The organism is Alcaligenes sp. PF14, from assembly GCF_037150615.1.
GTDB lineage: Bacteria > Pseudomonadota > Gammaproteobacteria > Burkholderiales > Burkholderiaceae_B > Alcaligenes > Alcaligenes phenolicus.
The window spans coordinates 83,655-105,146 of record NZ_JBAGRS010000003.1 but is presented as its reverse complement, the minus strand read 5'-3'; the positions used below and the strand labels follow the sequence as shown (position 1 = coordinate 105,146).

The window sequence follows — 21,492 nt, the reverse complement described above, 5'->3', positions numbered from 1 at the left end:
AGCTTTTGTTCAGTTTATTTGATCAGGGCCAGAACCTGCTTGAATACGGGGTTAGCCGGCGTTTCCAACCATTCAAACATGGCCATTTCGGCGCTAACGCGCTCCAATCCATGCATCGCCCAGCGATCCCAGGCAGCTTGTCGGGACTCGGGATGGCGCGAGCCTACGCAGTCCCCGACCAGCACAGGTTCATAACCACGCTCCATCAAACCCAGGCCAGTTTGTAACACACACACGTGAGACTCTGTACCCAGTAACAAGACTCGTGTGCGCCCTACCGGCAAGGCAGGCAAAAAATCGGCTTCGCGCGTGGCATCGAAGTGGGTTTTATGCAGCACTTTATCAATATGTGGTAACAAAGAAGCATCGGTTGGGCCGATTTTCTCGGCCCAATGCTCGGTTGCCAGCACCGGCACCCCTAAAAGACGCGCCGCCTGTGCCAGCTTCCCGGCCCGTTCGACCAAGGCTTGGTGGTCTGCAATGGCGGGCAGGAGCCCCGTTTGCATATCCACAATCAGGACGAAAGACTGGTGAGCATTGAGCACAGGCATGGCACTTTCCTTATTTCAGGGACTTGTAGCGGATACGACGAGGTTTGGCAGCATCTTCGCCCAGACGCTTCTTCTTGTCTGCTTCGTATTCCTGATAGTTGCCATCAAAGAATACGACCTGCGAATCACCCTCAAAAGCCAGAATGTGGGTGGCGATACGGTCCAGGAACCAGCGATCGTGACTGATCACCATGACCGAGCCGGCAAACTCCAGCAGGGCATCTTCCAGAGCACGCAGGGTTTCCACGTCCAGGTCGTTGGATGGTTCGTCCAGCAGCAAGACGTTGCCGCCTGCGATCAGGGTCTTGGCCAGGTGCAGACGACCACGCTCCCCGCCAGACAGATTGCCCACGATCTTGTTCTGATCCGCGCCCTTGAAGTTGAAGCGGCCCAGGTACGCACGCGATGGCATTTCAAAGCGGCCCACGGTCAGCAGGTCTGCGCCATCGGCAATCGCGTCAAAGACGGTCTTTTCATTAGCCAGGGCATCGCGCGACTGATCCACATAAGCCAGCTTGACGGTTTGGCCCAGTTTGACCGTACCGGAATCAGGCTGCTCTTTACCGGCCAGCATGCGGAACAAGGTGGACTTACCTGCACCGTTAGGACCAATAATCCCGACGATGGCACCAGCTGGCACCTTGAAGCTCAAGTTGTCGATCAGCAGACGATCGCCATAGCCCTTGCTGACGTTTTCAAACTCAATAACTTCATTACCCAAACGCTCGGCCACAGGAATGAAGATTTCCTGGGTCTCGTTGCGCTTCTGGTATTCGTGCGAGGACAGTTCCTCGAAACGGGCCAGACGGGCCTTGGCTTTGGCCTGACGTCCCTTGGGGTTCTGGCGCACCCACTCCAGCTCTTTCTTGATGGTGCGCTGACGAGCACTTTCCGACGCCTCTTCCTGCTTCAGACGGTCGTCTTTCTGCTCCAGCCAGGAGCTGTAGTTGCCCTTCCAGGGAATACCGTGGCCACGGTCCAGTTCCAGAATCCACTCGGCGGCGTTGTCCAGGAAGTAACGGTCGTGAGTGACTGCTACGACGGTGCCGGGGAACTGGCGCAGGAACACTTCCAGCCAATCCACACTTTCCGCGTCCAGGTGGTTGGTGGGCTCATCCAGCAGCAACATATCAGGCTTGGACAGCAGCAACTGGCACAAGGCCACGCGACGCTTTTCACCACCGGACAGGTTGGCAATGGAGGCATCCCAAGGTGGCAGACGCAGCGCATCGGCCGCGATTTCCATTTGGGTTTCGATATCGTCCGCACCGCTGGTCGCGGCGGCGGCAATGATGGATTCCAGTTCGGCCTGTTCGGCGGCCAGAGCGTCAAAATCTGCGTCGGGCTCGGCGTATTCGGCGTAGACCTGTTCCAGACGCTGACGCGCCTCGAACACTTGGCCCAAACCGGCCTGCACGGCTTCGCGCACGCTGTGTTCGGGATTCAGCTGAGGTTCTTGTGGCAGGTAACCGATCTTGATCCCCGCCATGGGGACGGCTTCGCCCTCGATCTCGGTATCTACCCCGGCCATGATCTTGAGCAAGGTGGATTTACCCGAGCCGTTCAGGCCCAGCACACCAATCTTGGCACCTGGAAAAAAAGACAAGGAGATATTGCGCAGAATCTGCCGCTTGGGCGGCACAATCTTGCCCACGCGGTTCATCGAATAAACGTATTGAGCCATATAAACCTAAAAAGGAAAAACAGGTCGTGTTCGGAAAACTGGGATTGTAGGCGTTTGGCGCCCGAAAGGTGCGCTTCTGTCAGGTTCAGAACGAAACACCCGGCCTGAGTGCAGGCCTGTCTCAGGTAATATACTCACTTTTGCTGACAATCCAAAAACGCCATGCCCACACCTGACGCCCCTGAACTTGTATTTACCACCGAAGAGATCGAAACCCTGGGCCGCACTGCCGATGCGCTGAGTGCCTACCTGGGTCGTGCCGTCCTGGCCGAGATCGTGGGAGCGGAAGAAACCGGCTTTGAATGGGTCATCTTTGCCATGCCCCTGGACAAGAATGAAGACGAAAGCGAATTCACGATTGTGCAGGTAGGCGGCGAACAGGCCCGCATCGTGGGCAACCGCGGCGGCTTGGACCCCAAGGACACGGCGGTCTATGCCTGCCGTTACCTGTGGGCCATCCAGTTAAGCGATGCCGAGCCTGTGCGCTTTATCAAAGTGGACGAAGAAGGCGAGGAAGTCGCCTGGACCGAGACCCTGGAAGAATTGCTGCCCTTCGCCCTGAGCGAAGATGCCTTCGCCGTCGAGGATGAGACGGATGAAGACGACGAGGACGATGATGATGACAGCCCGGAACCGGGCGTGCACGGCCACACCCTGCACTAATCGCGTTCAGGCCCGTCGCTTGTCCCGCAGATATAAAGCGACACCCACCGGCCACATCAAACCCACCAGCAGATAAGACGCCAGGCCTTTCAAGCCATAGCCTGCTGGTGGCTTGCGCCCACTGGCACGCAGGTGCAGCCCAAAGCGGGTGTAACGCGCGGCAGCCATCAAGAACGCCTTGGGCTCGTAGCGGAACCAGGGCAGACACTTCACCACCGTATCCTGCGCCAGCAGCCACAAGCCCAGTGCATGTTGCTGGCTGGTTTTGCCTTGCACCGACAAGGAGTCCGGGCTGTCGTGGTAGACACGGAATACGGTGTTCACAAATCGGTTCTTGTAGCCCGCACGGGCAATCGCCCGCCACACCAGGCTTTCTGGCACAAAGCCGTCGATCTGATCGGGAAAGGGAAACTTGCGCAACACAACGGTACTCAAACAGCCGAACTTCTCGCCCCGCACGTGGTAGCGAAAACTCATGTCCAAAGAGCTGGCATCAAAAATATCCTGGGGGAACATATCACCGACGACCTTGCCATCCGGTCGCACACACAGGCCTGTAATGCCCGCATAGCCCGCTCGTTCTGATACGGGGATGTCGGCCCAGATCTGCGCCATATCGTAGAGCGCATTCACCAGCAGGGTGTCATCACTGTCCAAAGCAACGACCAGTTCACCTTGGGCCAGAGCCACGCCGTGATTGAACGCCGCCTTCTTGTGACGATTTTCCTGCCAGGCATAATGAATCGGAAAGGAGGCTTGCTGTTGCCAGCCTTGCACCAGTTCCCTTGTCCCGTCTGTGGAACCATCGTCAATGACAACCCACTCAAAGTCCTGACAGGTTTGCTCGCACAAGGAAAGATACACGCGCTCCAAGGTATGAGCACGGTTATAGCTAGGTGTCAGGACGGTGAACAAATGGCGCCATTCCATACGCGGGTGTCCCCATAAACCACTGTTTTGATTATTGTTACGGGCAGCTACTTAGATCTGCATCAGAATGACATCATCATAAAGCAAGCACGGCGCTGTGCAGCGCACTATCTGCAGGGCTCCAGACAAACCCGAAGCAAAATCAAACGCGCACAAAAAAACCACAGGCAAGCCTGTGGTTTTTTTGCTGCTGGGTGTGATTTCAAGCTGAAAAATCAGGTTTCTGCTTGTACACCGCTCAAGCCAGGCACTTAGACGCGCTTGACCTTTTCCAGCATTTTGAAAACGCCCTTGGGTGCGCGCACAAACAGACGTTTGAATGCTTTACCCAGGCAACGACGCTCCAGCGTGTTGCGGCGAGTGCGTTTGATTTCCGCCATGGTGATCTCCGATCTTAATGTAAGCCCTGCCGGATGATCCCGACAAAAGCGCAATAGCTAACCAGAAATTCTACCGTAATCCGCGTTAAGATACAAAGGCTAGAGTGTGCATCCCTGGCAACACCTTGCTGGCGTGTACCGCTCTCACTGGCGCATGGGGCCTGTTTGACAGGCCTTTTCGCTGCCGCTTCCCTACTCTGCCCTCTCCAGAAAGCCGACCTTGCCATGAGCTCAGAAATTCGCATTTTTGGCGCCCGCCAGAACACTCTGAAAAACCTGAATGTACGTATCAAAACGGGCGAGTTATTGGTTATTACCGGCGTTTCCGGCTCAGGCAAAAGTTCGCTGGCCTTTGACACTCTGTATGCAGAAGGCCAACGACGCTATGTAGAAACCTTCTCCCCCTATGCGCGCCAGTTCCTGGACCGCATGGACAAACCTCAGGTCGATCGCATTGAAGGCATCTTGCCCGCCATTGCCATTGATCAGGTGAACCCGGTACGCAACTCGCGCAGCACCGTGGGCACCATGACGGAGCTGAACGATTACATCAAGCTGCTGTACGCCCGCTTGGGCGAGTTGTATTGCCGCCAGTGCGCCCAGCCTGTGCGCCGCGACAATGCCGACAGCATCGCCAAGCAGATTCGCAAGCTGGCAGAGGACCACGATGACCCACGCCTGGTTCTGACCTTTGCCGTCAAGGTTCCGGCCAACTTCACGCAGCAAGAAATTGAAACCTTGCTGCATCAGCAGGGCTACACCCGCCTGCACCACGAAGAAACACAGACCGTCACAGCCAGCAGCAGCACGAAAAAGGGCAAAAGCAGCAAAGCCGCCCCCACGGAGCAAAAGCTTCTCTATGTGATTCAGGACCGCTTCCGTGCCAGCACGGTAGAGCCGGAACGTTTCATGGAAGCGATCGAAGCGGCCTTGCGCCACGGACAAGGCAAGTTGACGGTGTATGCTTCGGCCAGTGTCGATGGCCCGGAAACCGCCTGGCGTTTCAGCCAGGGCCTGCACTGTGCTCAGTGCGATATTGAATACAGCACGCCCGTAGCCAGCACCTTCTCCTTCAACTCGCCCCTGGGCGCGTGTGAATCCTGCCGTGGCTTTGGCCGCGTGATGGGTATTGATTACGGCCTGGTCGTTCCCGATCCCAGCAAAAGCCTGCTGGAAGGTGCGATCCGCCCTTGGCAGACAGCCAGCTACAAAGAATGTCAGGTCGAGATGGAGCGCTACGCTCCGGCAGCCGGTGTACGCCTGAGCGTGCCCTGGAAAGACTTGAGCCAGGAAGAGCGCGACTGGGTGATTAACGGCACCCCGGACTGGAAAGGCGGCAATCAGGCCTGGAAAACCCAGTGGTACGGCGCGCAACGCTTTTTCGACTGGCTGGAGTCGCGCGCCTACAAGATGCACGTGCGTGTGCTGCTGTCCAAATATCGCAGCTACAACACCTGCCCGGCCTGCGCCGGCTCGCGTCTGAAACCCGAAGCCAGCTTGTGGCGTGTAGGCGATCAGGCGGCCCCCGCCGATTCCCGCTACCCACGTTTCATGCCCGTGCATTCCAACTGGCTGCGCGAGCAACTGGATGCCATGCCCGGCCTGAGCGTTCCGGACCTGATGCGTTTGCCTATAGAGCACGTACGCAGCTTTTTCCAAGGCCTGCACTTTGGCGATGCACGCGATGCGGCCATTGATCTGCTCTTGAAGGAAACCCTGTCCCGCCTGAATTATCTGTGCGATGTGGGCCTGTCTTATTTGTCCCTGGACCGCCAAAGCCGCACCCTGTCTGGCGGAGAAGTGCAGCGTATCAACCTGACCACGGCACTGGGCACCTCGCTGGTGAACACCCTGTTCGTGCTGGACGAGCCCTCGATTGGCCTGCACCCACGCGACATGCACCGCATTATTGAAGTAATGCATCGTCTGCGCGGCAATGGCAACACCTTGGTGGTGGTCGAGCACGACCCGCAAGTGATGGTGGCTGCCGACCGTATTCTGGACATGGGCCCCGGCCCTGGCGAGCGTGGCGGTCAGATTCTGTTTGATGGTTCGCCCCAAGCCTTGCGCGGTGCAGAAACGCTGACAGGCCGCTACCTGAGTGGCGAGCTGAGCATCGAATCGCCCCGCCCTATGCCTGTGGCCGACAACACCCCGCGCCTGCTGCTGGAAGACGTGAGCGCACACAATCTGCGCCATATCTCCGTCTCCATTCCGCTGGGCCGTCTGGTCTGCGTAACGGGCGTCTCCGGCTCGGGTAAGTCCACGCTGATTCAGGACGTGCTCTACCCGGCCATCCTGAAACAACAAGGCAAACCAACGGAAGCCCCTGGCCCTTACGGTGCCTTGCTAGGCGCCGAGCAAATTGCCGAAGTAGTGATGGTGGATCAGACGCCTATCGGCAAAACGGCCCGCTCCAACCCGGCCAGCTATGTCGGTGCCTTTGACCCTATCCGCAAGCTGTTTGCCCAGGCTCCGCTGTCCAAAGAACGCAGCTACACGCCCGGCACCTTCAGCTTCAATAGTGGCGATGGCCGCTGTCCAACGTGCGGCGGCACGGGCTTTGAACATATCGAAATGCAGTTCCTGTCGGACGTGTACCTGCGCTGCCCGGATTGCGATGGCAAGCGCTTCCGCCCCGAAGTGCTGGAAGTGCGTATCGAACACTTTGGTCGCAGCGCCTCGATTGACGAGGTGCTGGACATGACCGTGCATCAGGCCATGGAGTTCTTTGAAGGCCTGCGCGATGTGCAAACCGGCCTGGCACCCCTGGCCGATGTGGGCCTGGATTACCTGAAACTGGGCCAACCTGTGCCTACGCTCTCGGGCGGTGAGGCACAACGCTTGAAACTGGCGGCTTATCTGGCCCAGGCTTCGCGCACCCGTCTAAGCCAGGTGAAGGTCGCCAAGAAAGGCAATCTGTTCCTGTTCGACGAGCCCACCACCGGCCTGCACTTTGACGATATTGCCCGCCTGATGCGCGCCTTCCGCAAGCTGCTGGCCGCTGGTCACAGCCTGCTGATTATTGAGCACAATCTGGACCTGATCCGCGCGGCAGACTGGATTATTGATCTTGGCCCCGAAGGCGGCGAACATGGCGGCCAATTGCTGGGCACGGGTACGCCTGGCGACATCATGGCGCTGGAGCAATCGCACACCGGCCATGCCCTGAAAGAATACGAACAAGCCATTCTGGGTAAAGGCTCGGCCCTGTTCCAGGAACCCGAGGTAGATTACAAGGCCAGCTCGGGCGGCAGCAACGATGGCCAGATCGCCATCCTGAATGCACGCGAACACAACCTGAAGAACATCTCGGTGCACATCCCGCACAACACCTTCACCGTCGTGACGGGTGTCTCCGGTTCGGGCAAATCCACCCTGGCCTTCGACATTCTGTTTAACGAAGGTCAACGCCGCTACCTGGAGTCCCTGAACGCCTACGCCCGCGCGATTGTGCAGCCTGCCGGTCAGCCCGATGTGGACGCGATTTACGGTATTCCACCTACCGTTGCCATTGAGCAGCGCACCAGCCGTGGGGGTCGCAAATCCACCGTGGCCACCATGACGGAAATCCACCATTTCCTGCGCTTGCTGTATGTGAAGCTGGCCACCCAATACTGCCCGGACTGCCATGTGCCTGTGGCCCCGCAAACGGCCGAGCAAATCGCCGCGCAATTGCTGCGTGATCATAAGGGTGAGCATATTGGTTTGCTGGCTCCCCTGGTCACCGCTCGCAAGGGCTACTACACCGACCTGGCCAAATGGGCGCAGGGCAAGGGCTATACCCATTTGCGCGTGGATGGCGAGTTCATCCCCGTCAACCCTTGGCCGCGCCTGGACCGTTACAGCGAACACACGCTGGAACTGCCGGTGGCCGACCTGATTATTGATCCACGCCATGAACTGCAACTGCGCCAAGCCATACGCGAGGCGCTGGAGCTGGGTCACGGCTCCTTCAGTGTGCTGGCTCCCCTGACGCCATCGGGTTCCATGTCGCTGGAGCAACGCCGACAAGGTCAACCGCTGTCCACGGCCAGCCAGCAACACTTCTCCGTCAAGCGGGCTTGCCCGTGCTGCGGCACCAGCTTCCCCGAGCCGGACCCACGCATGTTCTCCTACAACTCCAAGCACGGCTGGTGCAAGGACTGCTTTGGTACGGGCTTGAAGCTGACCGGCTTCGACCAGGAACAAACGGGCGAGGAAAACAGCTGGAATAACGGCTACGAAGGCGAAGCCGTGGAATGCCCAAGCTGTCACGGCCAACGCTTGAACCCGGTCTCTCTGGCTTTTGAATGGCGCGACCAATCCATTGCCAAGCTGGCCGGTTTGCCCGTGGATGAAGCGCAGACCTTTTTTGGCAGCCTGAACATGAGTGGCCGCGAGGCCGATATTGCGCGCGACATTCTGAACGAAATCCGCAGCCGTCTGGACTTCATGCACGAAGTGGGCCTGGGATATCTGGCGCTGGATCGTGCCGCCCCCACCTTGTCGGGTGGGGAAGCCCAGCGTATCCGTCTGGCGGCCCAGTTAGGCTCAAACCTGCAGGGTGTCTGCTACGTGCTGGACGAACCCACCATTGGCCTGCACCCGCGCGACAACCAGATTCTGCTGAACGCCATGGCGCGTCTGGAAGGCAACGGTAATACGCTGGTGGTTGTCGAGCACGATGAAGACACCATACGCCGTGCCCAGCACATTATTGATATGGGCCCCGGTGCGGGCAAACGCGGCGGTGAAGTCATCGCCCAGGGCACACTGGCAGAAATCGAGGCCAACCCCAATTCGCTGACTGGCCGCTATCTGCGCGAGCCGCTCAAGCACCCCATGCAGGCACGCCGTCCCGTCCAGGCCGATGCACCCATGCTGACGGTGCACGATGCCAGCCTGCATAACCTGAACAAGGTCCAGGCCGGTATTCCGCTGGGCAAGCTCAGTCTGGTGACGGGCGTGTCAGGTTCCGGCAAGTCCACCTTTGCCCGCGATGTACTGCTGGATAATTTGCAGCGCGTGGTCGGCAGCAAAGAAAAACCGGTGTGGCAGGGTTGTTCCAGCATCAGCGGCTGGGAAAGCCTGGACCGCGTGCTGGAAGTGGACCAGACCCCCATTGGCAAAACACCCCGCTCCTGCCCGGCCACCTATATCGGCTTCTGGGACGAGGTGCGCAAACTGTTTGCCAACACCAACGATGCCCGTCTGCGCGGCTGGAGCGCCTCACGCTTCTCCTTTAACACCGGCGATGGCCGCTGCCCCTTGTGCGAAGGCCAAGGCATGCGCACCCTGGAAATGAGCTTCCTGCCGGACGTGAAGGTGCCTTGTGACGCCTGCCACGGCCAGCGCTTCAATCCGGAAACACTGGCGGTGACCTGGCGCGACGTCTCCGCCGGTCAGCTTTTGCAAATGGATGTGGATGAGGCGGTTGAATACTTTGCCGCACATCCTAAAATATTGCGCCCCCTGCAGCTGATGCAAAGCGTGGGCCTGGGTTATCTGACTTTGGGTCAGCCCTCACCCACCCTGTCCGGTGGCGAGGCGCAGCGCGTCAAGCTGGTCAGCGAACTGGTCAAGGCCCGTCTGGACGAAGGTCTGACTCGCACAGGCCGAGCCTACAAGGCTCCACACACCTTGTACGTGCTGGACGAACCCAGCGTAGGCCTGTCCATGGCGGATGTGGAAAAGCTGATTGTGGTGCTGCACCGACTGGTCGATGCCGGCCATACCGTGCTGGTGATTGAACATAATCTGGATTTGATTGCCGAAGCAGACTGGATTGTCGATCTGGGCCCCGAAGGCGGCTCGGGCGGCGGCAGGCTGGTGGTTCAAGGCACGCCGGATCAAGTACAGGCCAACCATGCCTCGCATACCGGCATGGCCTTGGCGGAATTTTTAAAGGAACACGGCGCATGTATGGCCGATTTGAAGACAGACTAAAAGGCTATGCGCTGGAAATGCAGGGCTACCTGGGCCATATCCAGGCTCGTAGCCCTGAAGATTTAAGTACTGCTTTTGAAAAAATCGAACAGGCTCGTCAAGCTGGCCACTGGGTGGCCCTGGCACTGGACTACGAACTGGCCGAGCTGTTCGAACCCCGTCTGTCTGCGCGTGATGCGGCGCCCCATGCGCCCCTGAACGCGCTAGTGTTTGAGCAGGCTCAGGAAGTGGCTTTATGGGATAGTCAGGCACAGCCCGAGTTGAAGGTCAGCCTGCAAATCAGTCAGCAAGACTATCGGGATGCGCTGGCCCAGGTTCAGCAAGGTTTGCAGGCCGGGGATTTTTACCAGATCAACTACACCATGCCCCTGAGCATTCAATCCGGCATGGCACCGCGTGATCTCTATACCGCACTGGCCAGCCGCCACCCTGTAGCCTACGGTGCGTATCTGGACTTGGGTGATCGTCATATCCTGTCGCTGTCACCCGAGCTGTTTCTGGAAAAACGTGGCAACACTGTGCGGACCCGCCCAATGAAAGGCACCCGCCCGCGCGATACCGACCCGGTTCAAGATCAGAAAAACGCCCATGATCTGCAGAGCAGCCTGAAAGACCTGGCTGAAAACCTGATGATTGTGGATTTGCTGCGCAACGATCTGGGCCAGGTAGCCCGCACCGGCACCGTACAAACCACCAGCTTGTTCGATGTAGAGCAATATGCCTCGGTCTGGACCATGACATCCAGCATTCAGGCAGAGGTAGACCCGGACTGCAGCCTGGAGACCCTGCTACGCGCTCTGTTTCCCTGTGGTTCGATTACCGGCGCCCCCAAGCTGGCCGCCATGCAATGCATACGCCAACTGGAAACGCAGCGACGCGGTATTTACTGTGGCTCGGTGGGGTATCTCAGCCCCCAGGGCGACTTGTCCCTGAATGTCAGCATCCGCAGTCTGGAGCTGAACAATCATGGTCAAGGAACATTTGGCGTGGGCGGTGGCATTGTGCTGGATTCGGACCCGGACCAGGAATGGTTGGAGTGTTTGTGGAAAGCACGTGTCTTGCAGACCCCTGTAACACTGACTTAAAGGCAGCATCATGAGCCAAAGCAAACCTGAATTGATAGAAACCTTGCGGGTAGACGCGGACGGCCAGATCCCCCTGCTGGAACTGCATCTGGAGCGCGTGGCACGCAGCTGCACGGAACTGGGCTACGACTGGGATGCACAAACCTGGTTGCAGGCCATGCATACGGCGCTGGGCCAGGCTCCGGTCAACACACCCTTGCGACTGCGTATCTTGTGGGGTGCCGACGCCAGCGCCCAGGCACAGGCGAACGCACTGCCAGCACTGGAAGGCCCCTTACAGCTATGCCTGTCCCGCACACCCCTGCCCGCTCAGGACCCGCTGCTCTCGCACAAGACGACGCATCGCCCCTGGTATCAAGAGGCCAGCGCCCTGCTGGAAAAGCATCCCCAAATCTTTGATGTGATCTATCTGGATACACAGAATCGGGTTTGTGAAGGCAGCCGCAGCAATATTTATATTCAGGACGAACAGGGCCAGTGGTGGACACCGCCCGCCCAAGGCTGGCTCTTGCCCGGCGTGCAACGGCAGGCGCTTCTCAATAGCAAGCTGGTTCGTGAAACCGAGATTTCCCTGGAGGATTTACTGAACGCCAAGGCAATCCGAGTCTCGAATGCCTTGCGTGGCTGGCAGGACGCCTTACTGGTTCAGTATCCGGTTTAAGGCGTAGTCGGCGGCCTGCATGCCCATGCTGGCCGTCACAGTGACCCCGGAGCCATAACCCGCGCAGGCCAGTCCTTGCAGCGCACCGTCTTCGGCCTGGGTCCAGTTCTGTGGCAGACGCGTTTCCTGCTCGAACCACAGGCAATCCACTCCCATGCGAGGCACACGCTTCAAGGCGCGGCCCTGAGCATCGCTGCCACGCGCAAAGCCATGCTGCTTGCGCAGGATCTGGCGCAGCTTGCCCAGCAAGGCATCATGGCATGCTACCGACAAGTCTCCCCGGCGCAACGTCAGCGGGTCAGTTTTGCCTCCTGCCCCGCCACAGCTCAGCAGGGGCACCTTGCAGCGCCTGGCCTGCAAGATCAGAGCAATCTTGGCACTAGCCTGGTCAGTGCAATCCAGAAACACGTCGGGGCGCTGCTCCATCAGGCTGGCCGCATTATCCTCAGTGACAAAATCTTCAATCAGCTGCAGCTGACACTGAGGATTGATCTGCGCAATGCGCTGGGCCATGGCTTCAATCTTGGCCATGCCCAAGGTGCTGTCCAGGGCAGGCAGTTGGCGGTTGATATTCGATTCGGCAATATTATCCAGATCAATCAGGGTAATCCGGCCCACAGCAGAACGGGCCAGCGCTTCCACCGCCCAGGTTCCCACGCCCCCGATACCCGCCACCATCACATGGGCGGCCGCCAGACGCTCTCGCGCTCCGGCACCATACAAACGATCCAAACCGCCGAAACGGCGTTCGGCATCCATGTTGTGCTGCTCTGTCATGCAATCTGTCCATCACCGGCCCATGCGGCCAAACCCGTTAATTCTACGTCTAATTGCCCCTGACCAGCCTGTGAAACGGGCCTTATGCCCTGGTGGCTTGACTGGGCCCTGCCAAATAGCAACACTCATATAAGCAAATTAGTATTTTTCCTTAGTTATCAGCATCAAAGCCCGCTACAGTGGACTGTGCTTGCTCTACAATTGTCATAGGTTTCAAGCATCTGTGATTTTGGCTTACCACCCCTTTTTGCCGTGAACATCGATTCTATTTCCGCCTCGCCTTCCGCCGTACCCACACCGTGCAGCTTTCGTGTCCTGACTGACGAAGAGCGCAACGCCTCTTTGCGTCAATCCTTGGAAGAGGTGCAGTGGTGTGAAAAACAGGACCTGTGGGTCTATGGTTACGGCTCTCTGATCTGGCGTCCCGATTTTGAATTTGCCGAGCAGCGCCAAGCCTTGCTGCGCGGTTACCACCGGGCGCTGTGCTTGTGGTCACGTATCAACCGCGGTACGCCCGAGCAGCCCGGTCTGGTTTTCGGGCTGGATGTAGGCGGTTCTTGCCGGGGCATGGCCTTTCGTATTCCCGCCGAAAGCGTACCCAAGGTATTTGACGCCCTATGGCTGCGCGAGATGCCCAGCGGTGCCTATATTCCTCGCTGGTTGCGCTGCCGCACCAGCCAGGGCGATATTCGTGCCCTGGTCTTTACCATGAACCGCAAGACCGACGCCTACGTCCCCCGTATGCCGGACGAACAGCTGCGACAAGTGGTGTACTCGGCCCAGGGAACCAACGGCCCTTGCATCGAATACGTCATGGAAACCGCCTCGGCGCTGCAACGCTCTAAAATTCTGGATAAACGCCTGCAATCAGTGGTTCAATTACTACAGAGCCAGACTGCACTGCTTAATCCTCAACAAGCCTGAGAGCGCCCCATGTCCCTTGCCGATTTGCGTAACGAATACGAACGCTTTTCCCTGAGCGAAAACGAACTCTGTGCCGATCCTAGCCAGCAATTTCAACGCTGGCTGGATCAGGCGATTGAGCTGAAGGAAGTCGAACCCACGGCGATGACGCTGGCCACCGTGAACCCGGAAGGTCGCCCATCGGCGCGCATTGTTCTGCTCAAAGGTTACGACGAACAAGGCCTGGTGTTCTTTACGAACTACCAATCTCGCAAGGGTACGGACCTGGACCATAACCCGTGGGCCAGCCTGTCCTTTTTCTGGGCCTCCATGCAACGCCAGGTGCGTTTTGAAGGCCGCATCAGCCGCATCAGTGCGGCCGAGTCCGACGAATACTTTCACAGCCGTCCTCTGGGCTCGCGCATTGGTGCCTGGGCCTCGCCGCAAAGCCAGCCCATCAGCCGCGCAGAGCTGGATGCCCGTGCCAAGCAGTACACTGAAAGCTTAGGTGAACATCCCGCCCGCCCTGAACACTGGGGTGGCTTCCGACTGACTCCAGACCATGTCGAATTCTGGCAAGGCCGTGCCTCGCGCCTGCACGACAGGCTGGTGTTCGACCGCAAGGACACATCTGACTGGCAGGTGAGCCGACTGGCTCCTTAAGCCGTTCCCTTGGGGACGCCTGCCCTCAGCATTGATGCAATGACTGTTTTTTCTTCTACCTTCGATAGCGACTTCTTCCGTTCGGCACTGGGCCGTTTCGCCACTGGCGTGACGGTCGTGACCGGTGCCAACAAAGACCACCCGGATCAGGCCATTGGCCTGACCGTCAGCTCCTTTAACTCTGTTTCCCTGGACCCACCTCTGGTGCTGTGGTCGCTGGCCAAGCGCTCCCAGTCCCTGCCACACTTTGTGGACGGCCAGGGCTACGTGATTCACGTTTTGGGAGCCAGCCAGCTATCGCTGGCCAAGCGCTTTGCCTGGGGCGATCAGGCCGAGCGTTTTCGCGATCACCCCATCAAGCGTTCCCCGCACGGCTTGCTCATGCTGGACGACGAGCGTTGCAGTGCCTGGTTCGAGTGCAAGCCTTATGCCGTGCATGAGGCAGGCGATCACCTGATCTTTATCGGTGAAGTCACCCACTGCGAACGTAGCGCCCATCAGCCCCTGATCTACCATGCGGGCGACTTTGACCTGACTCCCTCCCTGGCGTGACGGGGTGTTGCAACGCGGTCCTGACGACGACAGCATGGCGGGAGTACACTACGCCTTTTGCTCCAACGCGCCAATAAGGTCCTGATTCATGGCAAACGATGTCGATTGCATAGTGCTGGGAGCGGGAGTCGTAGGTTTGGCCTGCGCCCGACAAATGGCCCAGCAAGGCATGGAGGTTCTGCTGATCGAGCAAACCGCCAGCATTGGCAATGGCGTCAGCTCCCGCAATTCAGAGGTCATACACGCGGGCATTTACTACACGCCGGGCAGCCTGAAGGCTCGCCTGTGTGTAGAAGGCAAGGCCCGGCTGTATGACTACTGCCAGGAGCACCATATAGCCCACGCCCGTTGCGGCAAGCTGATTGTGGCGACCACGCCCGAACAGGAAGCCGATCTGCTCAAGCTGCAGGCCCAGGCGCACGCTTGTGGCGTAGACGATTTGCAGTGGCTGGATGCCGCCCAGGCCCAGGCTCTGGAGCCGGCCTTGAATTGCAGCGCCGCCCTGCTCTCTCCTTCCACCGGCATTGTAGATACCCATGCCTTGATGCTGGCCCTGCAAGGCGATGCAGAAAACCACGGAGCCCAACTGGTCTTCAATACGCCTTTTGTCAGTGCGCGAGTCCTGCCCGGACAAGGTTTCGAAGTGCATGTGGGTGGCGCAGAAGCGTTCAGCCTGACAAGCACCCATCTGATCAATGCGGCTGGTTTGGGCGCGGTCGCCGCCGCACGCCAGATCGAGGGGCTGGATGCCAGCCATATCCCGAATGCCTATCTGTGCAAAGGCAGCTATTTCTCTTTGGCGGGTCGCTCGCCCTTCAAGCACCTGATCTACCCCATGCCCAATAAAGCCGGGCTGGGTGTGCATCTGACGCTGGATCTGGCCGGTCAAGCCCGCTTTGGCCCGGACACCGAATGGGTACAGGACGAGAACTACGATATGGACCCGCAACGAGGCCAATCTTTTTACGCCGCTGTGCGTGAATACTGGCCCGCTTTGCCCGATAACAGCCTGAACCCCGCCTATAGCGGTATCCGGCCTAAAATTGTGCCCGCAGGTCATGCGGCAGCCGACTTTGTCTTTTCAGGTCCCGCCGAGCACGGCATACCTGGATTGCTGAATCTGTTCGGCATCGAATCGCCCGGCCTGACCGCGTGTTTAGCGATTGCACAACACAGCCAAGAAACCCTGGCCCAGGCAGCTTAAAAACTTTTCTGAAATCTTTACAATACTGTCGATGAACGATTACATCTTGACCCTATCCTGCCCGGATCGTACCGGCATTGTCCACAGCGTATCGGGCTGGCTGCTTGAGCAGAACGGCAACATTCTTGAGGCACAGCAGTTCGGCGACGCCGCCACCAACCGCTTTTTCCTGCGCATCCAGTTTTCCCTGCCCGAAAAGCAGGACGTCAACGCGCTGCAAACCAGCTTCGCCCCCATTGCTGAAAAATTCAGCATGGACGCCAATATTTATGACGCCCAGCGTAAAGCCCGCCTGCTGATCCTGGTCAGCCGCCAAGGCCACTGCCTGAACGATCTGCTGTTCCGCGCCCATAGCGGCCAACTGCCGGTGGAAATTGCTGCTGTGGCCTCCAACCATACCGACCACGCCGGTCTGGCTTCTTCTTACGGCATCCCCTTCCATCACCTGCCCGTGACACCGGAAACTCGCCCCGAGCAAGAGCAGCAAATCATCGACCTGGCTCGTGATCTAAAGATTGATCTGGTTGTGCTGGCCCGCTACATGCAGATTCTGTCCACCAATCTGTGCCAATCCCTGTCTGGCCGCGCCATCAATATTCACCACAGCTTCCTGCCCAGCTTCAAGGGCGCACGCCCCTACCATCAGGCACATGCTCGCGGGGTGAAGATTATTGGTGCTACCGCCCACTACGTAACAGCTGACCTAGACGAAGGCCCGATCATCGAGCAGGACGTGGAACACGTGACCCACTCGGTCAGCCCAGCCGAACTGACCCAGATCGGTAGCGATGTGGAGTCTCTGGTTCTGGCCCGTGCCGTGCGCGCCCACGTGGAGCACCGTATCTTGCTGAACGATCAGCGCACGGTGGTATTCCGCTAAGCAGCGAGATCAGGCCTACCTTAAGCCTAAAAAAGCCCTCAATGCTGTGGATACAGATCCACGCATTGAGGGCTTTTTAATGGTCTCCCATTTTTCAAAATGCCAGACGATTTGAGCCTGCTAGCTACTTGGCAATTAGCTCTACCAGCCTCAGGCAATGATCGACTGCTGTCTCTGCCAATCTCTGACGAGTATCTGCTTCAAATCGCCAACAACCTCTCCCGCATACTGACGTCCACCATACGCTTGCAGCATGTCTCGTCGGCAAGACCCATATTTACCTCGGGTACACGGCTACAAGCTCTGCTTATTGCCCTAACGCCAAACCTTCACGCCGAGGGTCTACCCCGGCCTCCAGTCCCTCCTGAGTCCAGCGAATCACATGCGTACCGCTAGGAAAAGGCTGCTCACGCACCTCGTGCCCCATTGCCCTCAAAGCCTGCGCCTGTTCCGTCACAGCGGTCCCAGCCTCCAGCTCTGTCGCCCAATTGCGGCTGCCGTAATGGGGCAGGCTGACTGCCTGTTGAGCATCCAGATTCCACATCAACATGCCGGTCAGGGCTTGAGCTACGTAAGGAATGATGGCACTGCCACCGGGTGAGCCCAGGGCAATGACAGGACGGCCATCCTGCATCACCATCATCGGTGCCATGGAACTACGTGGACGCTTGCCGGGTTCCACCCGATTCACGGACAGGCGTCCCATTTCGTCTTTGGGGCTCAAGGCAAAGTCAGTCAGCTGATTGTTCAGCAAGAAACCATGCACCATGATCTTGCTACCAAAAGCTGACTCGACCGAAGTGGTCATGGACACCACTTGCCCCTTGGCATCCGCCACGGACAAATGCGTCGTGGAAGGCAGCTCGGGCGTGTTGTCGCTGGGGGCTTGTGAGTCGGCCAAGGGCTTACCCGGTTGAGCATGTCCCATGGATCGGTCTGGCTGAATCAAGGCAGCGCGGGATTTCAGATACTCCGGAGCCAGCAAAGCCTGCTGAGGGACAGACACAAACGCCGGATCAGCCACCCAGGCATCCCGATCCGCAAAAGCCAAACGCCCTGCTTCGGAAAAATAATGAATCGCTTCCACAGATTGCGGCTTCGCCGCAGCAATGGGCGTGTGCTGCAAGATACCCAGCATCTGCATCACACTGATAGCCCCGGAACTGGGCGGTGCCATGCCACAGAGAGCCACTTGCTGCCAGTCCATACAGAGGGGTTCACGACGCAAGGCGCGGTACTGCGTCAAGTCAGACACAGCCAGATCACCCGCAATGGGATCGGCAGCGACGGCAGCCACCATATCCTGGGCAAGTTCACCTTGATAAAAAGCCTGTGCACCCTGCCTGGCCAACAAGCGCAGCACCTGCGCGTATTCCTTGTTCTGCAAACGATGACCAACTGGCCAGGGCTTGCCTTGCTCGTCCAGAAAATAGGCACGTGTAGCCGCCTTGTCAGCCAGTTCAGGATTATCGGCAATCAAGGTATTCAAGCGTGGGCTGACCTCAAAACCGACCTCGGCAAGCTCAATCGCCGGGTCAAACAAATTCGCCCACGGCAGCACGCCACCGTCTTTATGCATCAACTCCAGGGCACGCAGCAAACCCGGCACGCCTACCGAACGACCACTATTGACCGCCTGCTTGAAGGACATGATTTTACCGTCCAGCTCGAAGCGATCCAGACTGCTGGCTGCGGGCACCGTTTCCCGTCCGTCATAGCTCATCAGGCCGGTCTTGGGCTGGAACATCAGCAAGAAGCCGCCACCGCCAATGCCGGAAGACTGTGGTTCCACCAGCCCCAGAACCAACTGAGCCGCAATGGCTGCATCCACCGCACTGCCTCCCTGATCCAGGATGCGCAAACCCGCTTGCGTCGCCAAAGGATGTGCCGTCACCACCATGCTTTTCTGGGTGACAAGCTTGTCACGCTGCATGACACTGCTGGCGGTTTCCGGGTTCAAATGCTGGCTGGCTGCTTCCCGAGCATGCGCAGGTAGCGCCAGAGCCAAGGTCAAGGCAGCCGACAACAGAGCCGGTTTCCAGTGCAATCTCATGTGTTCTCCTTTTGGTACTCAAGCAGCCATTGTTCCAGCAAAAGCACCGCTTCGCTGGGCTCATTGGCCGTAGGATAACTAAAAAAATAGGCCTCACTGACAGGCATGGCATGATCCAGCGGCATGATCAGCTCGCCCTGCTCCAGCGCCTGTTGCACCAGAAAACGCGGCATCAAGGCCACGCCCATGTCGGCATGCAATGCCGACATCACCAGGCTGAAAAGCTCGTAACGCGGGCCGGAACTGACACGCAAATCAGGCTCCAGACCGGCAGATCGATACCAGTCCGACCAGCTATCGGGGCGAGTGGACATATGCAGGTGAACCAGCTTTTGCCAATCGCCACTGGCGGCCAGCTTGGGCGAGCAGACCGGCACCAGTTCGCCTTCGTCAAACAGCTTGATCCCTTCAGTTTGCGGCCACAACTGCCGTCCATGATAAATGGCAGCATCAAAGGGGTGGTCGCCAAACTGAAACGGAGTGGTACGCACGGACAGGCTGACGGTGATATCCGGATAGCGCTGGGAGAAACGGGCCAGACGCGGCATCAACCACACGGTCGACAAGGTAGGCAACACGGCCAGATGGATGCTGCGGCCCACACCGGCGCGTGCAATCAGGCTGAAAGTATCCTTGCCGATTTGCTCCAGATGGTGACGGATGCGAGCAGCATAATCGCGCCCTGCCGGAGTCAACACCAGACGCCGCCGCACCCGTGTCAGCAAGGTCACACCCAGCCGCTGCTCTAGGCCGCTTACCTGCCGGTACACCGCGCTATGCGTCAAGGACAATTCCTCGGCCGCACGGGAAAAAGTCCCCAAACGGGCCGTGGCCTCAAAGGCCTGTAATGCGCCCAAACTGGGTACGCCTTGTCTCATAGGTCTTCCTCTTAATCATGCCGCCTCCGCCCTCCTCATTCAGTGCAGGACCGGATCGTTACGCCAGAACACGACATTGTGCAATTTTATCAATTGCCTTGTGCGCTTTATGCACACTATGCTGAGACTTTATATTGATCTCGCTGATTCACAGCCACCTGATGATGCGCTTGCTGCTCATAGTGGCGACTGTCAGCGATACTTAAGCAGCTCTTTTCTATTTTCCAGACTGATGGCGCCCATCCAGGCTCCACCTGACTGACCCTCTTTGATCTTCCCGGAGTACCTCTATGTCTGCCAATCCCTCTTTCCATTGGGACGACCCCCTGCTGTTGAATCAGCAGTTGAGCGATGAAGAGCGCATGGTGCGCGATGCCGCCCACGCCTATGCACAGGAAAAGCTGCTGCCACGCGTACTGGAGGCCTTTCGCCACGAACAGACTGACCCCGCCATCTTTGCCGAGATGGGCTCGCTGGGCCTGTTGGGGGCCACCATTCCCGAAGCCTACGGTGGCGCTGGTCTGAACTATGTCAGCTATGGTTTGATCGCCCGCGAAGTGGAGCGTGTGGATTCAGGCTACCGCTCCATGATGAGCGTGCAATCCTCTCTGGTCATGGTGCCGATTTTTGAATTTGGCAGCGAAGAACAAAAACAGAAATATCTGCCCAAGCTGGCCAGCGGCCAATGGATTGGCTGCTTTGGCCTGACTGAACCCAATCATGGCTCAGACCCCGGCGCCATGGAAAGCCGCGCTGTAAAAGTGGACGGTGGCTATCGTCTGAGCGGCAACAAGACCTGGATTACCAACTCCCCCATTGCTGATGTGCTGGTGGTCTGGGCCAAAGTCGTGGGTGGTGACGACGACGGCAAGATCCGCGGCTTCATTCTGGAAAAAGGCATGAAAGGTCTGTCCACCCCGGCCATTCACGGCAAAGTAGGCTTGCGTGCTTCCCTGACCGGCGAAATCGTCATGGCCGATGTGGAGATTGCAGACAGCCAGATGCTGCCCCATGTCTCGGGTTTGCGTGGCCCTTTCACCTGCCTGAACTCGGCCCGCTTCGGGATTGCCTGGGGTGCCTTGGGCGCCGCCGAATCCTGCTGGCATACCGCCCGCCAGTACACCCTGGACCGCAAGCAGTTTGGCCGCCCCTTGGCGGCCAATCAGCTGATCCAGAAAAAACTGGCTGATATGCAGACCGAAATTACACTGGCGCTGCAAGGCTGCCTGCGTCTGGGACGCATGAAAGACGAAGGAACAGCAGCGGTCGAAATCACCTCCATCATGAAGCGCAACTCCTGCGGCAAGGCACTGGATATTGCCCGACTGGCACGCGACATGCTGGGCGGCAATGGTATTTCTGACGAGTTCGGTATTGCCCGCCACCTGGTCAATCTGGAAGTGGTGAACACTTACGAAGGCACCCATGACGTACATGCCCTGATTCTGGGACGCGCACAAACCGGGATTCAGGCTTTCTTCTAAAGCAAACCAAACAGGGCAAAGCCAAAGGCTTTGCCCTTGTCCGTTTCAACCCGAACAAACTGGTGAATTACATGCTGTAAGGGGATTTCTCTCCCGTCTGCATTTGCGGTTATTACTACCGAAAGACTCGAGGTAAACAGCATCCCTTCATAAGCAGCGGGCAAAAGGTCTGGAATGAAGGCTCTTTCCAGTCGCAGGGCCGTCTCAAGAACAAAG

The 21,492-nt window shown here is 58.3% G+C and carries 17 protein-coding genes; 10 read left to right on the top strand and 7 right to left on the bottom strand.

Translation table 11 applies throughout. The features are described 5' to 3' along the window. Positions 1-14: 14 nt before the first annotated feature. Both WFM49_RS07550 and ettA read right to left on the bottom strand, forming a co-directional pair. Complete coding sequence (locus WFM49_RS07550) at positions 15-551, bottom strand: isochorismatase family protein (RefSeq protein ID WP_009455085.1); 537 nt, start codon at positions 549-551, stop codon at positions 15-17. A 10-nt stretch (positions 552-561) separates the two neighbouring features. After that, positions 562-2,235, bottom strand: coding sequence for an energy-dependent translational throttle protein EttA (ettA, locus tag WFM49_RS07545; RefSeq protein ID WP_009455087.1), 1,674 nt, complete (start codon positions 2,233-2,235; stop codon positions 562-564). 162 nt (positions 2,236-2,397) lie between these two features. On the opposite strand from ettA, the gene WFM49_RS07540 reads away from it, so the two are divergent. Next, positions 2,398-2,898, top strand: a complete 501-nt coding sequence (locus tag WFM49_RS07540; protein ID WP_083054116.1) for a hypothetical protein — start codon at positions 2,398-2,400, stop codon at positions 2,896-2,898. A gap of 6 nt (positions 2,899-2,904) precedes the next feature. Here WFM49_RS07540 and WFM49_RS07535 read toward each other — a convergent pair whose 3' ends face one another. Together WFM49_RS07535 and WFM49_RS07530 are read right to left on the bottom strand one after the other, a co-directional pair. Continuing rightward, a complete protein-coding gene (locus tag WFM49_RS07535) occupies positions 2,905-3,828 on the bottom strand; it encodes a glycosyltransferase family 2 protein (protein WP_009455091.1) in 924 nt (307 codons plus the stop codon). A 251-nt stretch (positions 3,829-4,079) separates the two neighbouring features. Further along, on the bottom strand, positions 4,080-4,208 hold the full coding sequence (locus WFM49_RS07530) for a hypothetical protein (RefSeq protein ID WP_003803595.1): 129 nt from the start codon (positions 4,206-4,208) through the stop codon (positions 4,080-4,082). A gap of 225 nt (positions 4,209-4,433) precedes the next feature. Between WFM49_RS07530 and uvrA the strand changes: the two genes are divergently transcribed. Genes uvrA through WFM49_RS07515 form a run of 3 tightly spaced genes read left to right on the top strand, consistent with a single transcriptional unit; the run spans position 4,434 to position 11,882 of the window. Beyond that, a complete protein-coding gene (gene uvrA, locus WFM49_RS07525; protein ID WP_336972634.1) occupies positions 4,434-10,136 on the top strand; it encodes an excinuclease ABC subunit UvrA in 5,703 nt (1,900 codons plus the stop codon). Beyond that, positions 10,109-11,221, top strand: coding sequence for an aminodeoxychorismate synthase component I (pabB, locus tag WFM49_RS07520; RefSeq protein WP_336972631.1), 1,113 nt, complete (start codon positions 10,109-10,111; stop codon positions 11,219-11,221). Before uvrA ends, pabB begins: the two co-directional genes overlap by 28 nt. 10 nt (positions 11,222-11,231) lie before the next feature. Beyond that, positions 11,232-11,882 carry an aminotransferase class IV gene (locus WFM49_RS07515; RefSeq protein WP_266108121.1) on the top strand — a complete coding sequence of 217 codons (651 nt, stop codon included), beginning with the start codon at positions 11,232-11,234 and terminating at the stop codon, positions 11,880-11,882. On the opposite strand, the gene WFM49_RS07510 is transcribed toward WFM49_RS07515, so the two are convergent. Then, a complete protein-coding gene (locus tag WFM49_RS07510) occupies positions 11,859-12,659 on the bottom strand; it encodes a tRNA threonylcarbamoyladenosine dehydratase (protein ID WP_009455101.1) in 801 nt (266 codons plus the stop codon). The two genes, WFM49_RS07515 and WFM49_RS07510, sit on opposite strands and share 24 nt — an antisense overlap. A 252-nt stretch (positions 12,660-12,911) precedes the next feature. Here WFM49_RS07510 and WFM49_RS07505 point away from each other — a divergent pair, with 252 nt between their 5' ends. From WFM49_RS07505 to purU, 5 genes are all read left to right on the top strand, one after another. Next, a complete protein-coding gene (locus tag WFM49_RS07505) occupies positions 12,912-13,583 on the top strand; it encodes a gamma-glutamylcyclotransferase (protein WP_009455103.1) in 672 nt (223 codons plus the stop codon). A 9-nt stretch (positions 13,584-13,592) separates the two neighbouring features. Beyond that, positions 13,593-14,225 (top strand): pyridoxamine 5'-phosphate oxidase, encoded by a 633-nt coding sequence (gene pdxH, locus WFM49_RS07500; RefSeq protein ID WP_009455105.1) that lies wholly within the window; start codon positions 13,593-13,595, stop codon positions 14,223-14,225. A gap of 39 nt (positions 14,226-14,264) precedes the next feature. Then, entirely contained in the window at positions 14,265-14,777 is a 513-nt protein-coding gene (locus WFM49_RS07495; RefSeq protein WP_009455106.1) for a flavin reductase family protein, read from the top strand. Positions 14,778-14,865: 88 nt separating this feature from the next. Continuing rightward, complete coding sequence (locus tag WFM49_RS07490) at positions 14,866-15,981, top strand: NAD(P)/FAD-dependent oxidoreductase (protein WP_336972624.1); 1,116 nt, start codon at positions 14,866-14,868, stop codon at positions 15,979-15,981. A gap of 25 nt (positions 15,982-16,006) precedes the next feature. Continuing rightward, complete coding sequence (purU, locus tag WFM49_RS07485; protein WP_164837966.1) at positions 16,007-16,861, top strand: formyltetrahydrofolate deformylase; 855 nt, start codon at positions 16,007-16,009, stop codon at positions 16,859-16,861. Positions 16,862-17,168: 307 nt separating this feature from the next. Here purU and ggt read toward each other — a convergent pair whose 3' ends face one another. Together ggt and WFM49_RS07475 are read right to left on the bottom strand one after the other, a co-directional pair. Further along, positions 17,169-18,914, bottom strand: a complete 1,746-nt coding sequence (gene ggt / locus WFM49_RS07480; RefSeq protein ID WP_336972622.1) for a gamma-glutamyltransferase — start codon at positions 18,912-18,914, stop codon at positions 17,169-17,171. Then, positions 18,911-19,792, bottom strand: coding sequence for a LysR substrate-binding domain-containing protein (locus tag WFM49_RS07475; protein ID WP_239055160.1), 882 nt, complete (start codon positions 19,790-19,792; stop codon positions 18,911-18,913). The genes ggt and WFM49_RS07475 overlap by 4 nt, the downstream gene beginning before the upstream one ends. A 290-nt stretch (positions 19,793-20,082) precedes the next feature. Between WFM49_RS07475 and WFM49_RS07470 the strand changes: the two genes are divergently transcribed. Then, the gene (locus WFM49_RS07470) at positions 20,083-21,276 is read left to right on the top strand and encodes an acyl-CoA dehydrogenase (RefSeq protein ID WP_022983442.1); all 1,194 of its coding nucleotides are present in this window, start codon (positions 20,083-20,085) and stop codon (positions 21,274-21,276) included. Positions 21,277-21,492: the final 216 nt, after the last annotated feature.

Excerpts from the sequence above, each read along its gene's own strand:
- WFM49_RS07490 (WP_336972624.1), top strand. The coding sequence starts at position 14,866 with ATGGCAAACGATGTCGATTGCATAGTGCTGGGAGCGGGAGTCGTAGGT.
- WFM49_RS07470 (WP_022983442.1), top strand. The coding sequence starts at position 20,083 with ATGTCTGCCAATCCCTCTTTCCATTGGGACGACCCCCTGCTGTTGAAT.
- ettA (WP_009455087.1), bottom strand. The coding sequence starts at position 2,235 with ATGGCTCAATACGTTTATTCGATGAACCGCGTGGGCAAGATTGTGCCG.
- WFM49_RS07510 (WP_009455101.1), bottom strand. The coding sequence starts at position 12,659 with ATGACAGAGCAGCACAACATGGATGCCGAACGCCGTTTCGGCGGTTTG.
- WFM49_RS07475 (WP_239055160.1), bottom strand. The coding sequence starts at position 19,792 with ATGAGACAAGGCGTACCCAGTTTGGGCGCATTACAGGCCTTTGAGGCC.
- pabB (WP_336972631.1), top strand. The coding sequence starts at position 10,109 with ATGTATGGCCGATTTGAAGACAGACTAAAAGGCTATGCGCTGGAAATG.
- WFM49_RS07535 (WP_009455091.1), bottom strand. The coding sequence starts at position 3,828 with ATGGAATGGCGCCATTTGTTCACCGTCCTGACACCTAGCTATAACCGT.
- ggt (WP_336972622.1), bottom strand. The coding sequence starts at position 18,914 with ATGAGATTGCACTGGAAACCGGCTCTGTTGTCGGCTGCCTTGACCTTG.
- WFM49_RS07530 (WP_003803595.1), bottom strand. The coding sequence starts at position 4,208 with ATGGCGGAAATCAAACGCACTCGCCGCAACACGCTGGAGCGTCGTTGC.
- WFM49_RS07550 (WP_009455085.1), bottom strand. The coding sequence starts at position 551 with ATGCCTGTGCTCAATGCTCACCAGTCTTTCGTCCTGATTGTGGATATG.
- pdxH (WP_009455105.1), top strand. The coding sequence starts at position 13,593 with ATGTCCCTTGCCGATTTGCGTAACGAATACGAACGCTTTTCCCTGAGC.
- WFM49_RS07495 (WP_009455106.1), top strand. The coding sequence starts at position 14,265 with ATGACTGTTTTTTCTTCTACCTTCGATAGCGACTTCTTCCGTTCGGCA.
- uvrA (WP_336972634.1), top strand. The coding sequence starts at position 4,434 with ATGAGCTCAGAAATTCGCATTTTTGGCGCCCGCCAGAACACTCTGAAA.
- WFM49_RS07540 (WP_083054116.1), top strand. The coding sequence starts at position 2,398 with ATGCCCACACCTGACGCCCCTGAACTTGTATTTACCACCGAAGAGATC.
- WFM49_RS07515 (WP_266108121.1), top strand. The coding sequence starts at position 11,232 with ATGAGCCAAAGCAAACCTGAATTGATAGAAACCTTGCGGGTAGACGCG.